Here is a 21,067-nt window from a genome sequence, read left to right on the forward strand (position 1 = left end):
TCGGTCGGATGGGTTTCGACCGGCGCGACACAGCCCCACGGCAGGGGGCCGGTCGATTCAGGCCCCGCCGCGGCGGCTAAGCAGGAGGACGCGCGTCATGATGCGTAGACTATACACAACTCCTCAGACAAGTAGACAGGTTGTGATGACGTCCCAAGTTCAGCGTCACCCGCTGGCAGCCCAGACCGCCCAGCTCCTCCTGACGCGCATCCGCCAGGGCGAGTGGCCGCTGGGCCATCGCCTTCCCGGCGAGACGACCCTCTCCACACAGCTCGGCGTGGGCCGCTCCACCCTGCGTGAAGCCATCCGTGAACTGTCCGGCAGGGGTGTGCTGGAGAGCCGCCAGGGCGCCGGGGTATTCGTGACGGCGCTCGACGCCGCCGAAGACTGGGACACCGTGCTGCGCCGCGCCACCATCGTGTCGGTGATCGAGGCACGTATCGCCATCGAAGCCGAGGCCGCCGCACTCGCCGCCACCCGGCGCACCCCTGCCGATCTGCGCGCGATCCGTCGCACCCTGGCCGCGCGCGGTGTGCTCGGCCAGTCGGTACCCGACCACGTCGACGCGGATATGGCGTTTCACCGAACGGTGATTGCCGCGGCCCACAATGACGTGCTGACCCAGCTGTTCGACGCCTTCCTCCCCCGGCTGCGCCTGGCGATGATCGACATGCTCAAGATCCGGCCGGTCGCGTCCGAACCCTGCGATCACGACCTGCACCAGCAGCTGGCCGACGCGATCGTCGCCCGGGATCCCGAGGCCGCCGCGGCCGCCAGCCGAACCCATTTGAGCTCATTGAAGGAGTCTTTCGCATGACGCCGGTCCTCGACATCGCCGATGTCACCTTCCGCCGTGACGGCAAGCAGATCATCGACGGCATCTCCCTGACCGTGCAGTCCGGTGAGCACTGGGCCCTGCTGGGACCCAATGGAGCCGGCAAGAGCACGCTGCTGGGTTTCTGTGCCGCCGTGACGTTTCCGACCTCGGGCACCGTGCGGGTGCTCGGCGGTCAGATGGGCCGCACCGACCTGGCGGTGCTGCGGCGCTCCATCGGTCACGTGAATCCGCGGCACCGCCTGCAGTACCCGCTCACCGTGCGCGAGGTGGTGCTTACCGGCATCACCGCCACCATCGACATCGCCGCGCACTGGACGCCCACCACCGAGCAGGCGCGCCGAGCCGAGGAACTGATCGACACCGTGGGACTCTCGGCCCGTACCGACGCGATCTGGCCGACACTGTCACAGGGCGAGCGGGGCCGCACCTTGATCGCACGAGCGTTGATCGCCGATCCTCAGCTACTCCTGCTGGACGAACCCACCACCGGCCTGGACGTCGCAGCCCGCGAACAACTACTGGAAACCCTTGACACACTGGATGACTCACACCCCGACATGGCCTCGATCCTGGTCACCCACCACCTCGAGGAGCTGCCAACCAGCACCACCCACGCGCTGCTGATCGCGCAGGGGCGCACCGTCGCCAGCGGCCCGGCCCGCGATGTCGTCAACACCGAGCATGTCAGCGAGGCCTTCGCTCACCCCGTGGTGGTCGGACATGAGGACGGCCGCTGGAGCGCGCGGGCCAAGGCCAGTTCGCGAGTGCTCTAAGCCTGGCGCTCGGGCTCGGTTGGGGTGTTGCGGCGTCGGCGCGCCTCGCGATGCCGGGTCACCGGAGTGGTGTCGATGACGCGGTTGACCATGGTCGCCAGAAAACGCGACGGCTGCAGCTCGGGCGGAACAACGTCATGCCGAATGGCGATGTCGGGCAATGCCGCCAAGGCCTCGTCGACAGCGGCTGTGGCAACGTCCACGATCTCGAACAGTGCGTCCGGCTCGGCCTTTTCGATGCTGTCGACTTCTTCGTCCGCGGATTCAACGACCTCGGAGTCGTAATCGATCATCACCAGCGCCACGGCGTGATAGGCGTCGTCCTCGGTGCCGAGCTTGCCCAGCAGGTCGATGAGCCACTCAGCCTTGTCCGGTTCCGTAGTCAGGATCGTCGAGCGCAAGCCGTAGACGAATCCCAGCGCCGACAACGGGTGGCGCAGGCGCAGATTCTTGGCGTCGCCGTAGCTTTCCTCGACACGGTTCGCGGCGTTCTTGCCGAAGCTGGAATCCATGCGTTTGGTGCTGATCAGCAATTCCGGGCCGGTGTCCCAGTCCGACATCACCACGTCGACCTGTTTCATGTAGTGCTTGCCCAACACGCTCGCGCTCGACGCGGCAACGCCTTTCATCGACCGCTTGAGCCGTTGCTCGATGAGGTGCCGCTCCTTCTGCGGCAGCGCTTCGAGCAGGCTGGCGATGGCGCCGGGCATGATCCGCGGATCGGTCGCCCTGGGCCACACCGCATCCGTATCGAACCCGGCGCGGCGCAACTCGTAGGCCAGCCACACATCGAGGGCCAGGGCCGGAACCCCGGTGGTGGACGGCGCATCCAGGAACAACGGCACCCCGAGCAGCTTCCGCAGAACCCGGAAATCGGGGACGAAGCTCAGATCGCCGGCCACCCGCACCCAGGGGTTGGTGTGCATGCCCCCGGGCGCGGCGTCAGCCACGATCCGGTCGAAGATGGCCCACGCAGTGGCTTTGGTCGACGGTTCAGCGGGCACGCCGAGACCTTACCGTCCGGCGCGTTGCCAATGAATCGCGCGCCGTCCGAACAGGTTCCAGGACGATCAGGGCCGGTAGTCCCAACGCGTCGTCGACGATGCGGGTCGCCTCCAGCAGTCCGCCGCGTTCCAACAGCGCGCCGACGCGACGACGCACCGCCCGCAGCTCGTCGGCGCGAGCCGCCACCAGATCAGGCGACGGAACCAGCCAACGGTCCGCCTCACGGGGTTCGATCTTGAGGATGCCGCCGCCGTAGGAGCGCCCCACGATCTCGGCGTGCAACACAGTCACCGAGTTCAGCGCGGCCAACCCCAGCAGGTCGCGGCCCAGCGTCCGCGGCCCCTCACGCAGGTACACGCCATGCACCGAATTGAGGTGATGTGCCTTGACCCGGTTGGTGATCAACCGCGGGGTGTCGGCGTTCATACAGGTCAGCAGCAAGTCGGCCGGATTCACCAGTGGGACCAGGTACCAGGGCCGGCGCACCCGGCACTTGTAGGCGAGATGCACGCCGGCGGCGTAACCGGCGTCGATGTAGCGCTGCGCGGCGCCCGACGGTTGCCCGAGCGGCCGGAACAGGTGGATGGACCGGCCGTCCTCCCCCAGTTTGTCCAGCTGGTCGGCGGTCAGTGTCAGCCCGCGAAGGTGCGCGCTGCCGGGCGGGGACAACGGCAGCAGATCGGTGCGCTGCAGACCCAGTTCACCGACGCGTTCCGGGGACAGCGCGAAGAAGCTGTTGTTGCCGGTCACCATGCCCAGAGTCGTGTCACCCCAACTCTCCAGCATCGTGAAATGCCCGTCGGTCTGCAGACCGTGGAGCGCGTCGACCGGTGCGTTGCCGATCAGCCCGCTGACCCATTTGTCGGCGGGATCGCGCGGCGACCAACGACGTTGTGCGAGTTCAGATGTCAGTGATGCCGCGTTGCGGGCCCGATGGATGACCGCGTGGTCACACGGACCGCCACCGTAGCCGTCTGCCAGCAGCAGCACCACGTCGGCCTCGGCCTCGGGAAACACCTGCTCGTCGAACATCACCAACTCGACACTGGTGAACCGCTCGAACAAGAACTTCCGTACTGCCGCCGCGTAGTTCACGCTGAGCAGCTCGGCGGGCAGCACCAGCGCCAGCCGGCCGCCGGGCCGCAGGAAGAGCGCGGCGTGCACGGTGAACGCCGCCCAACTCGAGGCCAGGCCCGACAGGGTGACGCCGGCTTTGAGCGCGGCCCGGCGCGATTGGGCCCGGGTGGCGCCGCGGAAGTCCTGATAACGGATGTAGGGCGGGTTGCCGATCACCGCGGTGTATTCAGCACGCGGGTCGATGGTGAAGAAATCGGCAGTCCTGATGCGGGCCGTGCCGCCGGCCGCGGCGACGCGCCTGCGTGCAGTGGCCGCGCTGGCCGCGTGGAGTTCCACTCCGTCAACCCTCGGCTGGATGGCCCCCAATTCGGTCAGCCTCGTGACGGCCTCGACCACGAACACGGCTTCCCCTGCCGCAGGCTCGAAGACCGCGTCATCAGCGGACCGGATGGCCCATCTGGTGAGGTAACGCGAAATCTCGGGCGGGGTGAAGAACGCACCGCGCGCTTTACGGGTCGCGGCGGTGTCGGTCATCCCGTCATTGTTGCCGATCGCCCCGACAAGTTCGGACATCGCAACGCGATGGTGCGTGATAAGGCGGCCACCGGATAGAACCCCGGTTGATCAGGATCGGGGTCCGGTGGCGGCGGAAGGTGCCAGCTGACCGAAAAGTTCTCAGGTTCGACCGGTGCGTTGATCCACCTCGCGAATGGGCCGGAGCTGAGGTCGTTACCGGCGTCAGGCTGGTCGATGATGTTAAGTTCGGATCGGTCTAATTCCGAGGTGCAACTGAGCGCGACGCCGGCGCGCGCCAGGGGTGACCGGCGATTGGCGCGTTTTCTGCCGCCGTCCCCAAGCTCGGGCACCCTAGCCCTGGCACCCTCAACTCCGACGCGCATCCTGCGCCAGGGCACATCATCGCTCCGCGAGGTTCGTGGCCGATTTGCGTCCTGCAACGACTCGTGGTTGTACTGTTTGCTGCACGGCGGCAAGGGGACAGCGCCGCTGGGCGTAGGCGGGGAAGCAAACAATGAAGACAGACAACATCATTCGTATTGCGCAAACCGTCCTCGCGTCCGCTGTCGCTGCGTTCGCGATATCTGTGGTGGTAGGCGGGCACTGGTGGGAAACCCCCGCCGCCCTTCCGCCGACGACCAATGTAGACGCCGTGGCTGCCCAGGTTGTGTCGCTGGCTCGCGCGCAGTTAGCGACCAGTGAGGGGACAAAGGATCTCGCTCTCACTCTGGGTGACGACCTGCAGCTGATCAACGTCGACCTCAACCAATACCGGGGTCTTCTCACCATCACCACGCCCAAAGGCACGCAGAAATACGTGCAGGTGAACGTTACGGCGGATCCGACCGGCGCAATGTTCTACAACATGGACGGCATGTCGCTGTCGAACTTGGTCGAAGCCGCCAACAAAGAAGACGCGAATTAATGACGATCGGCAGGATTTCAGTCGTGAACTTGTGGCGCAAGATGGTCTTAGTCGGCATCGCCTCAGCGACCCTATCGATGGTTGACGTAGCCGTCGCCAACGCCTACGACACCGTTGACTACGGGACGAATCGCGTGGCCTGCATGGCGGCAGAGAAACAACTAAAGGCCTCCGGTATCCGGTACGCGAATTGCTACGAAACGGGGCCAGGTCACTACTCCCTCGCCTGGGATGATTGACTACCGAACCGCTGAATCAGTGGCGTGTCGTCGGCTTTCGATACCGGCTGCGGAGGATTCGATGACCCACAAGACGACTTGGAGCGATCATGCGTGCCACCGCCACGGTGTTTTCCCGTGGTGGCGGCGTTCATGAGGCATTGGTTAACGCGACCTGCTAGGGCGGTCGTCAAACGAATCGAACCGTCAGTCGGAAAGCAGCACGTCCGCGTCGAAGCACGTGTGCGCCCCGGTGTGGCAGGCCGCACCGGTCTGATCGACCTCGAGCAACACCGTGTCGCCGTCGCAGTCCAAGCGGACCGAGTGCACGTACTGCGTGTGCCCGGATGTCAGGCCCTTGACCCACTGCTCGCCGCGGGACCGCGAAAAGTACGTGGCCTCACGGGTTTCCAAGGTACGGGCCAGCGCGTCGTCGTCCATCCAGGCGACCATCAGTACTTGACCGGTGGACCGCTCCTGCGCCACCGCACTGAACAAGCCGTCGGCGTTCCGCTTCAAGCGTGCCGCAATAGCCGGGTCGAGACTCATCGCGCCACACCTCGATCTGTCCTCTTCGCTGCGCTCATCGGACGATGATCCCTTCCGCCGCCATCGCCGCCTTCACCTCACCGATGGTCAGTTCCCGGAAGTGGAACACGCTGGCAGCCAGCACCGCGTCGGCGCCGGCCTGGACGGCCGGCGCGAAATCGGCCACCGCTCCGGCACCGCCGCTGGCGATCACCGGGACGCCCACCGCCGCGCGCACCGCACGCAGCATCGGCAGATCGAATCCGGCCTTGGTGCCGTCGCGGTCCATCGAGTTGAGCAGGATCTCGCCGACCCCGAGTTCGGCGCCGCGCACGGCCCACTCGATCGCATCGATGCCGGTGCCGCGGCGACCACCGTGCGTGGTCACCTCCCACCCCGAGCGGGTGGGCTGATCGCCGGCCGGCACGGTACGGGCGTCGACGCTGAGCACGATGCACTGGGAGCCGAACTGGCGGGCCATCTCGGCCAGGAGTTCGGGCCGGGCAATGGCGGCGGTGTTGACCGACACCTTGTCGGCGCCGGCACGCAGGAGCACGTCGACGTCGTCGACCGCGCGCACGCCGCCGCCGACGGTCAGCGGGATGAACACCTGCTCGGCGGTGCGCTTGACCACCTCGAGCATGGTGGCCCGGCCCGACGAGGACGCGGTCACGTCGAGGAAGGTCAGCTCGTCGGCGCCTTCGGCGTCGTAGGCCGCCGCGAGTTCGACGGGATCGCCCGCGTCGCGCAGGTTCTCGAAGTTGACGCCCTTGACCACCCGGCCGGCGTCGACATCCAGGCACGGGATGACCCTTGTCGCGACGTCACTGATGGTGTTCACAGGTAGTCCTCCGGATTGCCAGCGGATTTCACGAGTTCCAGCATGCGTTCGTGCACGCCGGGCGCGGCGGCCAGTGCCGACTTCGACTCGGCCGTCCACGGCTCACCGGCCAGGTCTGTCACGATCCCCCCGGCCGCGCGAACCAGCGCTACGCCGGCGGCATGGTCCCAGATGTGATGGCCGAAACTGATGGCTCCACCCAGGATTCCGGCTGCAACATAGGCCAGGTCCACTCCAGTGGCGCCGTGCATCCGCACGCGCGAGCACACCCGGCTGAGGTTCGACAGCACCTCGACCCGGTAGCGCCCGGGGAACCGGCCGCGGGAGTCGATGTTGAAGGTCTGGATGCCGATGATCGAGTCGGTCAGCGTCGGTGATCCCAGCGGTGGCAGCGCGGTGCCGTTGTCGCGCACCGGCCCTCCGGCGAGCGCCGAATAGCGCTGTCCGGTGAACGGCAGCCACGTCAGGCCGGCTACCGGCTCGCCATCGGCCAGCAGGCCGAGCAGGATCGCCGCCATCGGCGACCCGGCCGCGTAGTTGAACGTGCCGTCGATCGGGTCGAGAACCCACACCAACGGCGAATCGATCGGCTCACCGCCGAATTCCTCGCCGTGAACCCCGATCCCGGTGGCCTCGGTCAGCGCCCGCACCACCTGCCGCTCGATCGCGAGATCGACCTCGGTGGCGAAGTCGTTGCCCTGCTTGGTGACCGCGGAATCGGCGCGGTGCCCGGCGATGAACGGCACCGATGCCGCGTCGAGGATCTCGGTCGCCGCGGCAACCAGTGCGGCCAGCTTCGACGGATCCAGGTCACCCACCTCGCTTATCCGCTGACCGCGGCCAGTGCCTGCGGCAGAGTGAATCGTTCGGCGTAGAGCGCCTTCCCGACGATCGCGCCCTCGACACCATGGCCCGTCAGGGTGGCGATCGCCCGGAGGTCATCGAGGCTGGACACCCCGCCGGATGCGATCACCGGGGCGTCGGTGCGGTCGGCGACCGCGGCGAGCAGTTCCAGGTTAGGACCGGTGAGGGTGCCGTCCTTGGTGACGTCGGTGACGACGTAGCGCGAACACCCTTCGCGATCAAGACGATCCAGAACGTCCCACAGATCGCCACCGTCGGTTTCCCAACCGCGGCCGCGCAGCCGCCAGCTGCCGTTCTCGAACTGCACGTCCAGCCCGACCGCCACCCGGTCGCCATATTCGGCGATGGCACCGCGGCACCACTCGGGACTTTCCAGCGCCGCGGTTCCGATGTTCACCCGGGCACAGCCGGTGTCCATGGCGGCCTTTAAAGAGTCGTCATCGCGGATGCCACCGGACAGTTCGACTTTCACGTCGAGCTTGCCGACCAGATCAGCCAGCAGCTCGCGGTTGCTGCCCCGGCCGAAAGCGGCGTCCAGATCGACCAGGTGGATCCACTCGGCGCCGTCGCGCTGCCAGGCCTGCGCGGCCTCCAACGCCGAACCGTAGTCCGTCTCGCTGCCGGCCTTGCCCTGCACCAGACGCACGGCCTTGCCGTCCACCACGTCGACGGCAGGCAACAGAATTAAACTCACAGTCCCTCAACCCAATTCGCGAGCAGCGTCGCACCGGCGTCGCCACTCTTCTCCGGATGAAATTGCGTGGCCGACAACGCGCCGTCTTCGACGGCGGCGATGAACGGCACGTGATGCGTCGCCCAGGTAACCAATGCATCCGGGTTACCGGACCACTCCTGGGCGGCGTACGAATGGACGAAATAGAAACGCGTGGTGGCGTCGAGCCCCTTGAACAGCGTGCTGCCTGCCGCCGCGTCGACGACGTTCCAGCCCATGTGTGGGATCACCGGGGCCTCCAGCCGGGTCACCGAGCCGGGCCACTGACCGCAACCGGTGGACTCCGTCCCGAACTCAACCCCGCGAGCGAACAGGATTTGCATGCCCACACAGACGCCCAGAACCGGACGTTCGTTCTGCAGGCGGTCGGCGATGATCTTCTCGCCCCCGATCGCGCGGAGCCCGGTCATACAGGCCTCGAACGCACCGACACCGGGCACCACCAGACCGTCAGCCGCGGCCGCCGCGCCGGGATCTGCCGTGACCTCGACGTCGGCACCTGTGCGCTCCAACGCCCGCTGGGCCGAGCGCAGATTGCCCGATCCGTAGTCGAGCACGATGACTTTCTTTGTCACAGGGTGCCTTTGGTGGACGGGACGCCGGTTACCCGCGCGTCGTATTCGACGGCCTGACGCAGCGCGCGGGCCACCGCCTTGTACTGCGCCTCGGTGATGTGGTGCGGGTCGCGGCCGTACAACGTGCGCACGTGCAATGCGATGCGGGCATTGAATGCCAGCGATTCGAACACGTGCCGGTTGATCACGGTGTGGTACGGCGCGCTGGACCCGGCGATGGTGAACTCCACCATGAACTCGGGCTCTCCGGTGTGCACGAAGTAGGGCCGACCGGACACATCGACGGCCGCATGCGCGAGCGTCTCGTCCATCGGGATGAATGCGTCGCCGAACCGGCGGATGCCCTTCTTGTCACCCAGGGCCTGGCCCAACGCCTGGCCCAGCACGATCGCGGTGTCCTCGATCGTGTGGTGCCCCTCGATCTCGATGTCGCCCTTGGCGTGCACCGTGAGATCGAAGCTGGCGTGGGTGCCCAGCGCGGTCAGCATGTGGTCGAAGAACGGGACACCGGTGTCGATGTCGACGACACCGGTGCCGTCGAGGTCGATCTCGACGACGATGTCGGATTCCCTGGTCTTACGTTCGACCTTCGCGCGACGGGTCACGATGCTCCTACCGGGCTGTTGGCGGGCTGAAGTTCAGTGGCGGCGAGATCGGCGCTGGCTGCCAGGAACGCGTCGTTCTCCTCAGCCAGACCGATTGTGGTGCGCAGGAAGCCGGGGATGCCGACATCGCGGATGAGGATCCCCTTGTCCAGGTAGCGCTGCCAGCTGGCCGGGGCGTCGGCGAACTCGCCGAACAACACGAAATTCGCGTCGCTCGGGATCACCCGGTAGCCGAGTCGGGTCAGTTCGGCGCTCACCCGGTCACGTTCGGCGGCCAGAGTGGCGACGCTGGCCAGGGTGTCGTCGGCATGCCGCAGTGCCGCGCAGGCGGCGGCCTGGGTGAGCACCGACAGGTGATACGGCAGGCGCACGAGCAGCAGCGCGTCGATCACCGCGGGAGCGGCAGCCAGATAACCGAGCCGTCCGCCGGCGAAGGCGAACGCCTTGCTCATCGTGCGGGTGACGATCAGCTTGGCCGGGAACTCGTCGATCAGGGTGACTGCGCTGGGCTGCGACGAGAACTCGCCGTAGGCCTCATCGACGATCAAGATCCCACCGGTCATCGCCTCAAGCAGACGGCGTAGGTCGTCGACCGAAACGCTCTGTCCCGACGGGTTGTTCGGGCTGGCAACGAACACCACGTCGGGTGTGCGTTCCTTTACTGCCGCCACAGCTACGTCGACGGCAAGCCCGAAATCGTCAGCCCGGGCTGCCTGCAGCCACTCGGTCTGGGTGCCGTCGGAGATGATCGGGTGCATCGAGTACGACGGCACGAACCCGATCGCAGTACGTCCGGGCCCACCGAAGGCCTGCAACAACTGCTGCAGGATCTCGTTGGAACCATTTGCCGCCCAAAGATTGTCGATGGTGAGCTGCACCCCGGTGGCCGCCGTGAGATAGGTAGCCAGATCGGTGCGCAACGACACCGCGTCCCGGTCGGGATAGCGGTGCAGTTCGGCCGCGACCTCACGGACCGAGGCGGCGACGTCGTCGATGAGGGCCTGGGTCGGCGGGTGCGGGTTCTCGTTGGTGTTGAGCCGTACCGGAACCACCAATTGCGGTGCACCGTAAGGTGATTTCCCGCGCAGGTTCTCGCGCAGCGGCAGATCGGCCAGCGTCACATCTTGTGCGCTCATCAGCGTCCTCTGCTCTTCGCGCAAGCGCTCATCACCGCTCGAACCTCCGTCGTACCGCCTCGCCGTGCGAGGGCAGGTTTTCCGCCTTGGACAGCGTGATGACATGTCCGGAAACGTCCTTGAGTGCGGCCTCGTCGTATTCGACGACGTGGATGCCACGCAGGAACGTCTGCACGGACAGGCCACTGGAGTGCCGGGCGCAGCCGGCGGTAGGCAGCACATGGTTGGACCCGGCGCAGTAGTCGCCGAGGCTGACCGGAGACCAGGCGCCGACGAAAATGGCTCCCGCAGAACGGATCCGGCTGGCCACAGCGGGCGCATCTACGGTCTGGATCTCGAGGTGCTCGGCGGCGTAGGCGTTAACCACCCGCACCCCCGCCTCGATGTCGTCGACCAGCACGATCGCGGACTGCTTACCAGAGAGCGCCACCCGGACGCGCTCGACGTGCACGGTGGTGGCCAACTGGCGGGTGAGCTCGCGGTCGGTGGCTTCAGCCAGCGCTTCGCTGTCTGTGACCAGCACGCTGGCCGCCATCTCGTCGTGCTCGGCCTGGCTGATCAGATCCGCGGCGACGTGTACCGGATCGGCCGTGCCATCGGCCAAGATCGCGATCTCCGTCGGACCGGCCTCGGCGTCGATGCCGACCTGCGAGCGGCAGATCCGCTTGGCGGCGGTCACGTAGATGTTGCCGGGGCCCGTGATCATGTCGACCGGCGCGAGTTCGGCGCCATCGGTATCGGTGCCGCCGTAGGCCATCAGCGCCACTGCCTGCGCACCGCCGACAGCCCACACCTCTTCGACGCCGAGCAGTGCGGCGGCGGCCAGGATGGTCGGGTGCGGCAGGCCGTCAAATTCCGCCTGCGGCGGGCTGGCGATCACCAGCGAATCGACGCCCGCGGTCTGTGCGGGCACCACGTTCATCACGACACTCGACGGGTACACGGCGTTGCCGCCGGGCACGTACAGCCCGACACGCTCGACCGGCACCCAGCGTTCGGTGACGGTGGCACCGGGGGCCAGCGTGGTGGTGGTATCAGTGCGGCGCTGATCGGCATGCACGGTGCGAGCGCGGTCGATCGCGACCTGCAATGCAGCGCGTACGTCGGGGGCGAGCTCAGCCAGCGCGGCAGCCAATCGGGCAGCCGGCACCCGCACGGTATCGGGCCGGATGCCGTCGAACGTATGGCCGTAATCCAGGGCAGCCTTCGCGCCGTGCTCGGCGACGGCCTCCACGATCGGGCGGACCTTGGGCACCACTGCGTCCACGTCGACTCCGCCGCGGGGCAGCGCGGATCGCAGCTGCGCAGCGTTGAGTACGCGGTTACGCAGGTCGATTCGGGACATCTGAAACTCGGCCATCGGCTCAATTGTCCCTGATCAGTCCAGTTCATAAAAATCCGTCGCCCGCTGCCGCCGACACGGCCCACCGTAGGGTGGTCACAGACTGCCGAATGGAGCCCTAGATGTCAGCGAAAGACCATCCCAACGACGTTCCCGGTGTGCCGATGCTGGTGCCGCCCGCGCTGGAGCGGTTCCAGATCAAGTACATCAACCCGGCCCTCAGACCGCTCTCCAAGCGCCTGCCCGGGTTCACAGTGATCAAGCACCACGGCCGGAAGTCCGGAACGCCGTACGAGACCATCGTGACCAGCTACCGCAAAGGCAATACGCTGGCGGTTCTGCTGGCCCACGGAAAGACCAACTGGGTGAAGAACGTCCTGTCAGCCGGCGAGGCCGACGTGCACGTGTTCCGCGGCGACATCAAGATCACCAACCCCCGCGTCCTGCCCGCAGGCACCGACGATCCGACACTCCCGCGAATCGCCCGCATCGGCGCCCGCCGGACCGGCGTCTTCGTCGCAGATATCGTTTGACACACTCGCCAGACTGCATACATGACCTGGCAGATCTGGCTGGCGTTTCTCGGCGCGTCGATCGCCATCAGCGTGTCCCCCGGAGCCGGGGCGATTCTGTCGATGGCCACCGGCCTGACTCACAGCGTCCGCCGCGGCACGTGGAGCGTGGTGGGGCTGCAGATCGGACTGATGCTGCAACTGGTGTTGGTGGCCGTCGGGTTGGGCGCCGTCGTCGCCGGCTCGGTCCTGGCCTTCCAGATCGTCAAATGGCTGGGTGTGGCCTATCTGATCTACCTGGCGGTCCAGCAGTGGCGCAGCGCCTCGCAGGACCTGCGCGCCCGGATGGGCGGCACCGTCGAGCGGAGCCGGCTGGCATTGATGATGCGGGGCTTCCTGGTGAACACCACCAATCCGAAAGGCTTGGTGTTCCTGCTCGCCGTGCTGCCACAGTTCGTGGTGCCGACGGCGCCGCTGTTGCCTCAATACCTGACGATCGCGGCAACAATGGTCGCCGTCGACATCGTGGTGATGAGCCTCTACACCGGGCTGGCCGCACGGTTGCTCACCTGGCTGCAGACACCGCGCCAGCAGACCATCCTGGGCCGGGTGTTCTCCGGACTGTTCGCCACCGCCGCGGTGGTGCTGTCGCTGGTCCGCCGTGGCGCGACTGCCTAGGACCGCTCCGTCGTGCACTAAACCGAGGATTCCAGCCACATGTTGACCGAAATCCTCAGTTTAGTTGTCGAGGCCGGGCATGATCTGCGACCGGCGGACCCCACTTCGCGACTGCCTAGCTACCCGTCAAGCCCTCCAACGCGCCCTTGATGATCGGCGCTGCTTGCTCCATCGCAACCCGTAAGGGACCGGCGGCTTCGTGTGGCAGTACATCGCGGGACCAGAGGAAACGGCAGCGCTGTGGCCCTTCTGCCACCACCATCATCACGGCGTTGTCGTGCTCCGGTGGTGCGGTGTCGCCGATCAGTGAATATGCGATTCGGCTGGCCTGATCGTCGCGGCTGACCAGGCGCTCACGGGCGACGAAGCCATCGGCGAACGTCACGATCCGAATATCGCCGTCGGCCTCGGAGGATGTCACGAAGCCCGGCGCCATCCGCACCGGTCCGTCCGCCCAATCACCGATCACCTGCCACACGAGGGAACTGTCCGCTTCAACATCGAATTCAAGGTTGATCCATGCCATGGCACCAGTCTGGCCGGGCGCTGACCTCGTGTCTTGAACATTCTTGCGCGCTGTCGGCGTCGGCCCGGACTGTCGGTCCCGACGGCTACCGTGCAAGAGGTGTTGACCGCCGAGACCCTGATCGCGCGACCTGATTTCAGCGTCGCGACGTGGAACTGCACCGGCGGTGGTGCTGACTGGTCCGAGCCCGAGTGCCCCGTCGACGGACGGTTCGTGCTGGTGCGTTCCGGAGGCTTTCGCCGCCGCGGATCCGGCGATCCGGTGGAGCACGATGCAACGCTGGGCTACCTCGGCGAGCCCGGTGAAAGCGAGCAGTTCGCACATCCGCACGGGGGCGACGCGTGCACGTCAGTACAGCTCAACGCCCAGAACTGGTGGCAGCTCGCCGGCGATCCGGGACGGGCGGGGCCCGCTGCGGTGTATGTGGACGCCCGGCTGGAATTGACGCATCGACGGTTGCTGGCCAGCCATCAACACGATCCCGATTACGAACTTGCCGAGAACCTGGTGCAACTCGTGGGCACAGCGCTGCGCGCCGCCGCGCAACGACCGGTGCCGGCCGCCGATGCGCCGGGTCGGCCCGCCGACCGTCGGATGGTGGCTCAGGCGCGCGACGCCATCAGGCAGGACGATGACACAGCCGCGGGACTGTTCTCCCTTGCCGGTGCTCTCGGGGTCTCCGCGTACCGGCTGAGCCGATCGTTCAGCAATGAACTCGGAATCTCGGTGACGCGGTATCGCAACCGGGTGCGGGTCGGAAAGGCCCTCGACTTGCTGCAACGCGGTGAGTCCACAATGGCCGACGTCGCCGCCGGGCTGGGCTTCGCCGATCAGGCGCATTTGTGCCGGACAGTGCGCCAGCACACCGGCTACACGCCGACCGCGGTTCGGCGCGAATTGCGCCCGGTGTCCCCTCGTTAGGTGTCGAGACCGATGTCGAGCACCCGCACCGAATGGGTGAGAGCGCCGATCGCCAGGTAGTCGACCCCGGTGCCCGCGTACTCGGCAGCGCTGTCCAGGGACAGGCCTCCCGAAGATTCCAGCAGTGTCTTGGGCGAGCGCGTGTCCCGGCGCTGAACCGCGATCTGGGTCTGCCAGACCGGGAAATTATCGAGGAGCACCAGCTCCACGTCGGCGGCGAGCACGTCGTCGAGTTGCTCGAGGGAATCCACTTCGACCTCGCACGGCAGGTCCGGAGCCTCGGCCCGGACGGCCTTGAGCGCAGCCAGGACCGACCCTGCCGCGGCGACGTGGTTGTCCTTGATCAGTGCCGCGTCGCCGAGTCCCATTCGGTGGTTGACGCCGCCGCCGACGCGCACCGCGTACTTCTGCAGTGCCCGCATACCCGGCAGCGTCTTGCGCGTATCGCGGATCTTGGCGTGGGTGCCGGCCACCGCGTCGACCCAGGCCGCGGTCGCGGTGGCGATTCCTGACAGGTGACACATCAGGTTCAGCATGGTGCGCTCGGCGGTCAGCAGACCCCGGGTCGGCGCCTCGACGGTCAGGATCGCCGAACGGGCGTCCAACCGGACACCGTCCTCGACGCGGTCGATCACCCGGTAGCCGTCGGCACCGAGTACCTCGTCGAGGACCAGCAGGGCGATGTCGACACCCGCGGCCACGCCCGGCTCTCGGTTCACCACCGACGCTGTGGTCATCGCATCGGCGGCCACGGTGGCAAGGGTCGTGACATCGGGGCCGTAGCGCAAGTCCTCTTCGAGTGCCCGCGCGATCGTGGCCTGGGCCTCAGCCAACTCGGAATCCGAAAGTGCCATCAGCACACCGCCGTTGGGGCGTCGAGGGCAGGACGGCCGGCTACGGCACGAATCGTCACAGAATGCTCCTGAGCGGGATCGGTTTCGGGATGATCGCCACGATGGTGGCAACCCCGGCTCTCGGTGCGGGCCAGGGCTGAGACGGCAATCGCCTGTGCGGTTGCGGTGAGGGCCGCATCCTCGAAGCTGTGGCGAGTGGCGGGCTGTACGGATCCCGCGTCGGACAGGATTCCGTCGAGACGGCGCAGCCCCTCGGCGTCGCGCACCACCGAGGCACACTCGGACATGTTGCGCTGCAGGACATCTCGGTCAACAAAATCATGGCGGCGGTCCAGCGGTGCCTGCGCCCGCACCGAGCCCGCGGTACTCGCGTGCTCGGCAGCCGCCCGGCCGGCCCGGCCGCCGACGACCAGCCCTTCCAGAAGGCTGTTGGAGGCCAACCGATTGGCCCCGTGCATCCCCGTTCGGGCTACTTCGCCCGCGGCGAAAAGACCCGGCAGTTCGGTACGTCCGTGCACGTCGGTCACCACGCCGCCACAGCTGTAATGCGCACCGGGCACGACCGGGATGGGTTGGCGGGTCGGGTCGACGCCGGCTGCCGCGCAAGCCGCCGCCACCGTAGGAAACCGATTGGCGAACTGGGCCACACCCCGGGCGTCCAGGTACACGCACGGGTCACCGGTGACGCTCAGCCGGGCGTTGACGGCCGCGGCAACAACGTCGCGCGGGGCCAGGTCCCCCATCGGGTGCACCCCGTCGGTGACTGAATTACCGTGCGAATCAATGAGTATGGCGCCTTCACCGCGAAGCGCTTCGGTGATGAGCGGCCGCCGGCCACCACTGTTCGCGGCGTACAGCATCGTCGGGTGGAACTGGACGAACTCGATGTCGCGGACCGCAACGCCGGCCCACAAAGCCAGTGCGATGCCGTCGCCGGTCGAGCCACTGGGGTTCGTGGTCGCCTGGTACACGTGACCGAGGCCGCCGGTGGCCAGGATGACCGACGGTGCGTGCACGATGCCCAGGCCGTCCTCGTTGTGGACCAGCACTCCGGTCACGCCACTGTCGTCGCGCAGGACCTCGTACGCCACATGGTCACGTCGGATGTCGAGTTCGGCCGCCGCCGAATCGAGCGCCCGCTGCACCTCGGCCCCGGTCGCGTCGCCGCCGGCGTGAATGATCCGGCGTCGGGTGTGCCCGCCCTCTCGCGTCAATGCCCAGCGCCCGGGAGCGGTCTCGTCGAACTGGGCGCCGTCGGTCACCAGATCGGCTACCGCGCCGTACCCCGCCGCGACGATCGAGCGCACGGCGTCCGGATCGCACAGGCCACCACCGGCGGCAACGGTGTCCGCGACATGGGCCTCGACCGAGTCGTCGGTGTGCGGCAGAACCACGGCGATCCCGCCCTGGGCATGAAAAGTCGCCGTCTCACGGGCCTTGCTCAAAACCACCACCCGGCGGCCACGGCGATGCGCCGCCAAGGCCGCCACCAGTCCGGCGACACCGGTGCCGACCACAACGACGTCAGCACGCTGCTGCCACAGCGTCGAACTGCCGCAGGCGAAGCGGCTCGGTCCCCGGGCGCTGCCCGTCGGAGTCATTCGCCGCCGCCGGGCTGACCAATCGCTATCATCCGCTGCACGCTGGCACGACCCAGCCGGGCGGTTTCAGGATCGACATGCACCTCGTCGGCACCCTCGATCAGGCAGCGCAGCAGCGCGGCCGGAGTGATCATCTTCATGTAGCTGCACGAAGCCCGGTCGTTGACGGCCAGGAAGTCGACTTCCGGTGCGGCCCGGCGCAACTGGTGCAGCATGCCGACCTCGGTGGCGACGAGAACCTGCTTCGCCCGGGTCTGCCGCGCCGCGTCGAGCATGCCACCGGTGGACAGGATCTTCACCCGATCCTCGGGAACCGCGCCCTCACCCGCCAGGTAGAGCGCCGAGGTGGCACAACCGCATTCGGGGTGCACGAAGAGTTCGGCGTCGGGGTGTGACCGCGCCTGGGCCGCCAACTCGTCGCCGTTGATCCCGGCGTGCACGTGGCATTCGCCGGCCCAGACATGCAGGTTCTTGCGGCCGGTGACGCGACGCACGTGCGCTCCCAGGAACTGATCCGGGCAGAACAGCACCTCACGGTCCTCGGGGATGGACGCCACGACCTCGACGGCATTCGACGACGTGCAGCAGATGTCTGTCAGCGCCTTCACCGCTGCGGTGGTGTTGACGTAGGACACGACGACCGCGCCCGGGTGCTCGTCCTTCCACTCCTGCAGTTCGTCGGCGGTGATCGAATCGGCCAGTGAGCAACCAGCCCGCTGGTCCGGGATCAGCACCGTCTTGTCAGGGCTGAGGATCTTGGCCGTCTCGGCCATGAAGTGGACACCACAGAACACGATGGTGTCTTCGGGGGCCTCGGCGGCGATGCGCGAGAGCGCCAGGGAATCGCCGACGTGGTCGGCGACGTCCTGGATGGCCGGCAGCTGGTAGTTGTGCGCCAGCAGCGTCGCGCCGCGCAGGTCGGCCAACCGGCGGATCTCAGCGGCCCATTGCTCGTCGCCGTCAACGCCGGAATAGCCACCGGGACCATCGACGATCTGTTCTGCCAAGCCCCCCGAGAGGGTGTCATTGAGAGCGGTCACGCCGACCTCCTCCACTACGTCAGGTTTTCGACTTATAATCGAAAACATGCCACATCGTAACACCGCGCACGAAGTACTCGCCGCTGTGTTCCAGGTTCGCGGTCTCGACACCCGGCAACCCGCCCTCAACGTGCTGTTATGGCAGCGGGCACTGGACCCGGAGCGGGGCAAATGGTCGCTGCCGGGCGGTCAACTGGAGGACGACGAGGACCTGATCAGCTCGGTTCGGCGTCAGCTGGCAGAGAAGGTCGACCTGCGTGAACTTGCCCACCTCGAACAACTGGCCGTGTTCTCCGATCCACATCGGGTTCCTGGCGTGCGCACCATCGCATCCACATTCCTGGGCCTGATGCCCTCCCCCTCGACCCCAGCCCTACCGCCGGACACCCGGTGGCATCCGGTCAGCGACCTGCCCCCGATGGCCTTCGACCACGCGCCGATGGTCGAGCACGCGCGCAACCGGCTCGTGGCCAAGATGTCGTATACCAACATCGGATTCGCTTTGGCACCAAAAGAATTCGCCCTGTCCACGCTGCGGGACATCTACAGCGCCGCGCTCGACTATCAGGTCGACGCGACTAACCTGCAGCGAGTCCTAGAACGCCGCAATGTCATCACCCGCACGGGCACCACCGCTCGATCGGGCCGCAGCGGCGGACGCCCCGCAGCGCTCTACCGCTTCACCGAATCCCGGTACCGCGTCACCGACGAATTCGCCGCACTGCGCCCGCCTGGGTGAGTCGGCTGGCTTCTTAGACCCTCCTTAAGTAACAATGCCCTGATGGACTTGGGCAGCGCGGCCACCGCCACCAGAGCCGAATGGATCGGTCGAGCACCTCACGAGGATCTCGACCCGACCGCTCGCCCCCTGCTCCCCCACAAGGATCCGTTCTACGACCCGCCGGCGGGGTTCCAGCACGCCGTACCAGGCACCGTCCTGCGCAGCCGCGACGTCGAGCTGGCCTTTCTGGGCCTGATCCCGCAGCGCCTGCAGGCAACACAGCTGCTGTACCGCTCCACCGACCGCAACGGCATCCCCGAAGCCGCCGCCACCACCGTCATAGTCCCGGTCGACGCCGCCCCGGACTGCCCGGTGGTGTCCTACCAGTGCGCGATCGACGCCATCTCGGCCCGGTGCTTCCCGTCCTACGCGCTGCGCCACCACGCCAAGGCCACCGGTTCCCTGGCCCAACTCGAATTTCTGCTGATCTCGGCCGCCCTGGCCGAGGGCTGGGCGGTCTCGGTGCCCGACCACGAGGGCGTCAACGGCATGTGGGGCGCGCCCTACGAGCCCGGCTATCGAGTACTCGACGGACTGCGGGCAGCGATCAACACCGAACAGCTGTCGTTGTCACCATCGACGCGCATCGGTCTGTGGGGATACTCCGGCGGCGGTCTGGCCAGCGCCTGGGCCGCCGAGTTGGCCGGCAGCTATGCCCCTGAACTCAACATCGTCGGCGCCGTCCTCGGCTCCCCCGTCGGCAACCTCGGAAACACCTTCCGCCGACTCAACGGCACCGTGTTCTCCGGGCTCCCGGCACTCGTGGTGGCCGCCCTCGCCGACATCTACCCCAACCTCAACCGCGTCATCGCCGAACACGCCACCACCGAGGGACGCAAAGTCCTCGATCGGCTGCACCGGATGACCACCGTGGAGGCCATCGTGCGGATGTTCCGCACCGATATGGCCGACCTGGTCGACCTGCCTCTGGAAGAGATCCTCGACGGGCCCGAGGTCACCGAGGTGTTCCAGGACACCAAACTCGGCGTGGCCGTGCCCGTCCCGCCGGTTCTGATCGTGCAAGCGGTGCACGACGAGATCATCTCGGTCGACGACATCGACGAACTCGCCGACACCTATCTGGCCGGCGGCGCCGACGTGACCTACCACCGCGACATGTTCAGCGAACACCTTCTGCTGCACCCGTTCTCGGCACCGATGGCGCTGCGTTGGCTGACCGACCGGTTTGCCGACCGCCCGTTGACCGCCAACATCGTGCGGTCCAAGTGGCCGGCGCTGCTCAACCCGATCACCTACATGGGTATGGCCCGATTGGCCGGAATAGCCACCAAGGTCGCCCTGGGCCGGACGGTTCAGCGACGCCCGCTCTGATCTGCCGAAAGGCTGGCAGAATGGGGGTAGATGCGTTACATCCGTCAGCCCCCGACGGTGGCCTTGCGCGACAGCGTCGACCACCTGTGGTGCATTGCGGACGGACCGACGTACTCGGCCGAACGGATCTTGCCCACCGGGACGGCCGAATTGGTCATCAATCTCGGTACTGACGTCATCGCCATCACGAACCATCAAGTATCACAACGCCTTTCGGGAACCGTGGTCTCAGGTCCTTACACCAGGCCGTTCGATATCGACCCACGCGAACACACCGCCATGGTGGGGGTGCATTTCAGGACCGGCGGTGTCCGTACAGCCCTCGGAGTCGCATCGCACGAACTGCTCGGGTCGCATGTCGATCTCGACGCGTTGTGGAACAGCGCAGCCCGCGACCTCCGCGCCGAGATCTGCGAGAACAAGTCGGTCACACAACGTTTTGCCGTGCTCGAACGGGCATTGCTCACCCGATTACGCGGTGGCGGCGCACTGACACGTGAAGTGGCCTTCGCCGTCAACGCGCTCAGCCACAGCCGCCAGCCCTCGATCGCAACGCTCGCGCGCGAAGTGGGCTTCAGCCACCGCCGGCTGATCCAGCTGTTCACCACCCAGGTCGGCATGCCGCCCAAGCGGTTCGCCCGCCTGCAACGGTTCCGGCGCGCACACGACGCCATCTCATCAGCGGTGTCCCCGCCGGACTGGCCTATCTTCGCCATCGACCACGGATACGCCGACCAGCCCCACATGATCCGCGAGTTCCAGGAATTCTCCGGAATGACTCCCGGGGAGCAACTACGCCAAAGTCGATATGTGGCGAAGGACGACCACATCGCGCTCAGGCCGTAG

General features: G+C 66.9%; 23 protein-coding genes. 9 read left to right on the top strand and 14 right to left on the bottom strand.

Annotation, left to right across the window (positions count from 1 at the left end; genetic code table 11):
- The first annotated feature begins 145 nt into the window (after positions 1-145).
- On the top strand, positions 146-817 hold the full coding sequence (locus ACZY08_RS14705; protein WP_463745914.1) for a FadR/GntR family transcriptional regulator: 672 nt from the start codon (positions 146-148) through the stop codon (positions 815-817).
- A complete protein-coding gene (locus tag ACZY08_RS14710; protein WP_463745913.1) occupies positions 814-1,611 on the top strand; it encodes an ABC transporter ATP-binding protein in 798 nt (265 codons plus the stop codon). The genes ACZY08_RS14705 and ACZY08_RS14710 overlap by 4 nt, the downstream gene beginning before the upstream one ends.
- On the opposite strand, the gene ACZY08_RS14715 is transcribed toward ACZY08_RS14710, so the two are convergent.
- Entirely contained in the window at positions 1,608-2,615 is a 1,008-nt protein-coding gene (locus tag ACZY08_RS14715) for a hypothetical protein (protein WP_463745912.1), read from the bottom strand. The two genes, ACZY08_RS14710 and ACZY08_RS14715, sit on opposite strands and share 4 nt — an antisense overlap.
- Entirely contained in the window at positions 2,605-4,266 is a 1,662-nt protein-coding gene (locus ACZY08_RS14720; RefSeq protein WP_463745911.1) for an N-6 DNA methylase, read from the bottom strand. Before ACZY08_RS14720 ends, ACZY08_RS14715 begins: the two co-directional genes overlap by 11 nt.
- Before the next feature lie 457 nt (positions 4,267-4,723).
- On the opposite strand from ACZY08_RS14720, the gene ACZY08_RS14725 reads away from it, so the two are divergent.
- Positions 4,724-5,134, top strand: coding sequence for a hypothetical protein (locus ACZY08_RS14725; RefSeq protein WP_463745910.1), 411 nt, complete (start codon positions 4,724-4,726; stop codon positions 5,132-5,134).
- A 425-nt stretch (positions 5,135-5,559) separates the two neighbouring features.
- On the opposite strand, the gene hisI is transcribed toward ACZY08_RS14725, so the two are convergent.
- Genes hisI through hisD form a run of 8 tightly spaced genes read right to left on the bottom strand, consistent with a single transcriptional unit; the run spans position 5,560 to position 11,994 of the window.
- A complete protein-coding gene (gene hisI / locus ACZY08_RS14730; RefSeq protein ID WP_463745909.1) occupies positions 5,560-5,901 on the bottom strand; it encodes a phosphoribosyl-AMP cyclohydrolase in 342 nt (113 codons plus the stop codon).
- A 34-nt stretch (positions 5,902-5,935) separates the two neighbouring features.
- The gene (hisF, locus tag ACZY08_RS14735; protein ID WP_463745908.1) at positions 5,936-6,721 is read right to left on the bottom strand and encodes an imidazole glycerol phosphate synthase subunit HisF; all 786 of its coding nucleotides are present in this window, start codon (positions 6,719-6,721) and stop codon (positions 5,936-5,938) included.
- Complete coding sequence (locus ACZY08_RS14740; RefSeq protein ID WP_463745994.1) at positions 6,718-7,548, bottom strand: inositol monophosphatase family protein; 831 nt, start codon at positions 7,546-7,548, stop codon at positions 6,718-6,720. The genes hisF and ACZY08_RS14740 overlap by 4 nt, the downstream gene beginning before the upstream one ends.
- Entirely contained in the window at positions 7,545-8,279 is a 735-nt protein-coding gene (gene priA, locus ACZY08_RS14745) for a bifunctional 1-(5-phosphoribosyl)-5-((5-phosphoribosylamino)methylideneamino)imidazole-4-carboxamide isomerase/phosphoribosylanthranilate isomerase PriA (protein ID WP_463745907.1), read from the bottom strand. Before priA ends, ACZY08_RS14740 begins: the two co-directional genes overlap by 4 nt.
- Positions 8,276-8,893: an imidazole glycerol phosphate synthase subunit HisH gene (gene hisH, locus ACZY08_RS14750; RefSeq protein WP_463745906.1), complete on the bottom strand. Its 618-nt coding sequence runs from the start codon at positions 8,891-8,893 to the stop codon at positions 8,276-8,278. Before hisH ends, priA begins: the two co-directional genes overlap by 4 nt.
- The gene (gene hisB, locus ACZY08_RS14755) at positions 8,890-9,498 is read right to left on the bottom strand and encodes an imidazoleglycerol-phosphate dehydratase HisB (protein ID WP_463745905.1); all 609 of its coding nucleotides are present in this window, start codon (positions 9,496-9,498) and stop codon (positions 8,890-8,892) included. The genes hisH and hisB overlap by 4 nt, the downstream gene beginning before the upstream one ends.
- Entirely contained in the window at positions 9,495-10,634 is a 1,140-nt protein-coding gene (locus tag ACZY08_RS14760) for a histidinol-phosphate transaminase (RefSeq protein WP_463745904.1), read from the bottom strand. Before ACZY08_RS14760 ends, hisB begins: the two co-directional genes overlap by 4 nt.
- 31 nt (positions 10,635-10,665) lie before the next feature.
- The gene (hisD, locus tag ACZY08_RS14765; RefSeq protein WP_463745903.1) at positions 10,666-11,994 is read right to left on the bottom strand and encodes a histidinol dehydrogenase; all 1,329 of its coding nucleotides are present in this window, start codon (positions 11,992-11,994) and stop codon (positions 10,666-10,668) included.
- A 104-nt stretch (positions 11,995-12,098) separates the two neighbouring features.
- On the opposite strand from hisD, the gene ACZY08_RS14770 reads away from it, so the two are divergent.
- Together ACZY08_RS14770 and ACZY08_RS14775 are read left to right on the top strand one after the other, a co-directional pair.
- Positions 12,099-12,509 (top strand): nitroreductase family deazaflavin-dependent oxidoreductase, encoded by a 411-nt coding sequence (locus tag ACZY08_RS14770; RefSeq protein ID WP_463745902.1) that lies wholly within the window; start codon positions 12,099-12,101, stop codon positions 12,507-12,509.
- Between the two features lie 21 nt (positions 12,510-12,530).
- Positions 12,531-13,166, top strand: coding sequence for a LysE family transporter (locus tag ACZY08_RS14775; protein WP_463745901.1), 636 nt, complete (start codon positions 12,531-12,533; stop codon positions 13,164-13,166).
- Between the two features lie 115 nt (positions 13,167-13,281).
- Here the strand turns inward: ACZY08_RS14775 and ACZY08_RS14780 are convergent, their stop codons facing one another.
- Positions 13,282-13,692, bottom strand: a complete 411-nt coding sequence (locus ACZY08_RS14780; RefSeq protein ID WP_463745900.1) for an SRPBCC family protein — start codon at positions 13,690-13,692, stop codon at positions 13,282-13,284.
- 99 nt (positions 13,693-13,791) lie between these two features.
- Here ACZY08_RS14780 and ACZY08_RS14785 point away from each other — a divergent pair, with 99 nt between their 5' ends.
- Positions 13,792-14,613 (top strand): helix-turn-helix domain-containing protein, encoded by an 822-nt coding sequence (locus ACZY08_RS14785; protein WP_463745899.1) that lies wholly within the window; start codon positions 13,792-13,794, stop codon positions 14,611-14,613.
- Here the strand turns inward: ACZY08_RS14785 and nadC are convergent.
- From nadC to nadA, 3 genes are read right to left on the bottom strand one after another with little or no spacing between them, the layout of a single operon-like run.
- A complete protein-coding gene (gene nadC / locus ACZY08_RS14790) occupies positions 14,610-15,467 on the bottom strand; it encodes a carboxylating nicotinate-nucleotide diphosphorylase (protein WP_463745898.1) in 858 nt (285 codons plus the stop codon). The two genes, ACZY08_RS14785 and nadC, sit on opposite strands and share 4 nt — an antisense overlap.
- Complete coding sequence (locus ACZY08_RS14795) at positions 15,467-17,068, bottom strand: L-aspartate oxidase (protein WP_463745897.1); 1,602 nt, start codon at positions 17,066-17,068, stop codon at positions 15,467-15,469. The genes nadC and ACZY08_RS14795 overlap by 1 nt, the downstream gene beginning before the upstream one ends.
- Positions 17,065-18,108 carry a quinolinate synthase NadA gene (nadA, locus tag ACZY08_RS14800; RefSeq protein WP_463745896.1) on the bottom strand — a complete coding sequence of 348 codons (1,044 nt, stop codon included), beginning with the start codon at positions 18,106-18,108 and terminating at the stop codon, positions 17,065-17,067. The genes ACZY08_RS14795 and nadA overlap by 4 nt, the downstream gene beginning before the upstream one ends.
- Positions 18,109-18,154: 46 nt before the next feature.
- Here nadA and ACZY08_RS14805 point away from each other — a divergent pair, with 46 nt between their 5' ends.
- The 3 genes from ACZY08_RS14805 to ACZY08_RS14815 are packed head-to-tail and all read left to right on the top strand — an operon-like array spanning position 18,155 to position 21,067.
- Positions 18,155-18,847 carry an NUDIX hydrolase gene (locus ACZY08_RS14805; protein WP_463745895.1) on the top strand — a complete coding sequence of 231 codons (693 nt, stop codon included), beginning with the start codon at positions 18,155-18,157 and terminating at the stop codon, positions 18,845-18,847.
- Positions 18,848-18,886: 39 nt separating this feature from the next.
- Positions 18,887-20,221 carry a lipase family protein gene (locus ACZY08_RS14810; protein WP_463745993.1) on the top strand — a complete coding sequence of 445 codons (1,335 nt, stop codon included), beginning with the start codon at positions 18,887-18,889 and terminating at the stop codon, positions 20,219-20,221.
- A 30-nt stretch (positions 20,222-20,251) separates the two neighbouring features.
- On the top strand, positions 20,252-21,067 hold the full coding sequence (locus ACZY08_RS14815; protein ID WP_463745894.1) for a DUF6597 domain-containing transcriptional factor: 816 nt from the start codon (positions 20,252-20,254) through the stop codon (positions 21,065-21,067).

Source organism: Mycobacterium sp. IDUB_9 (genome assembly GCF_055419505.1).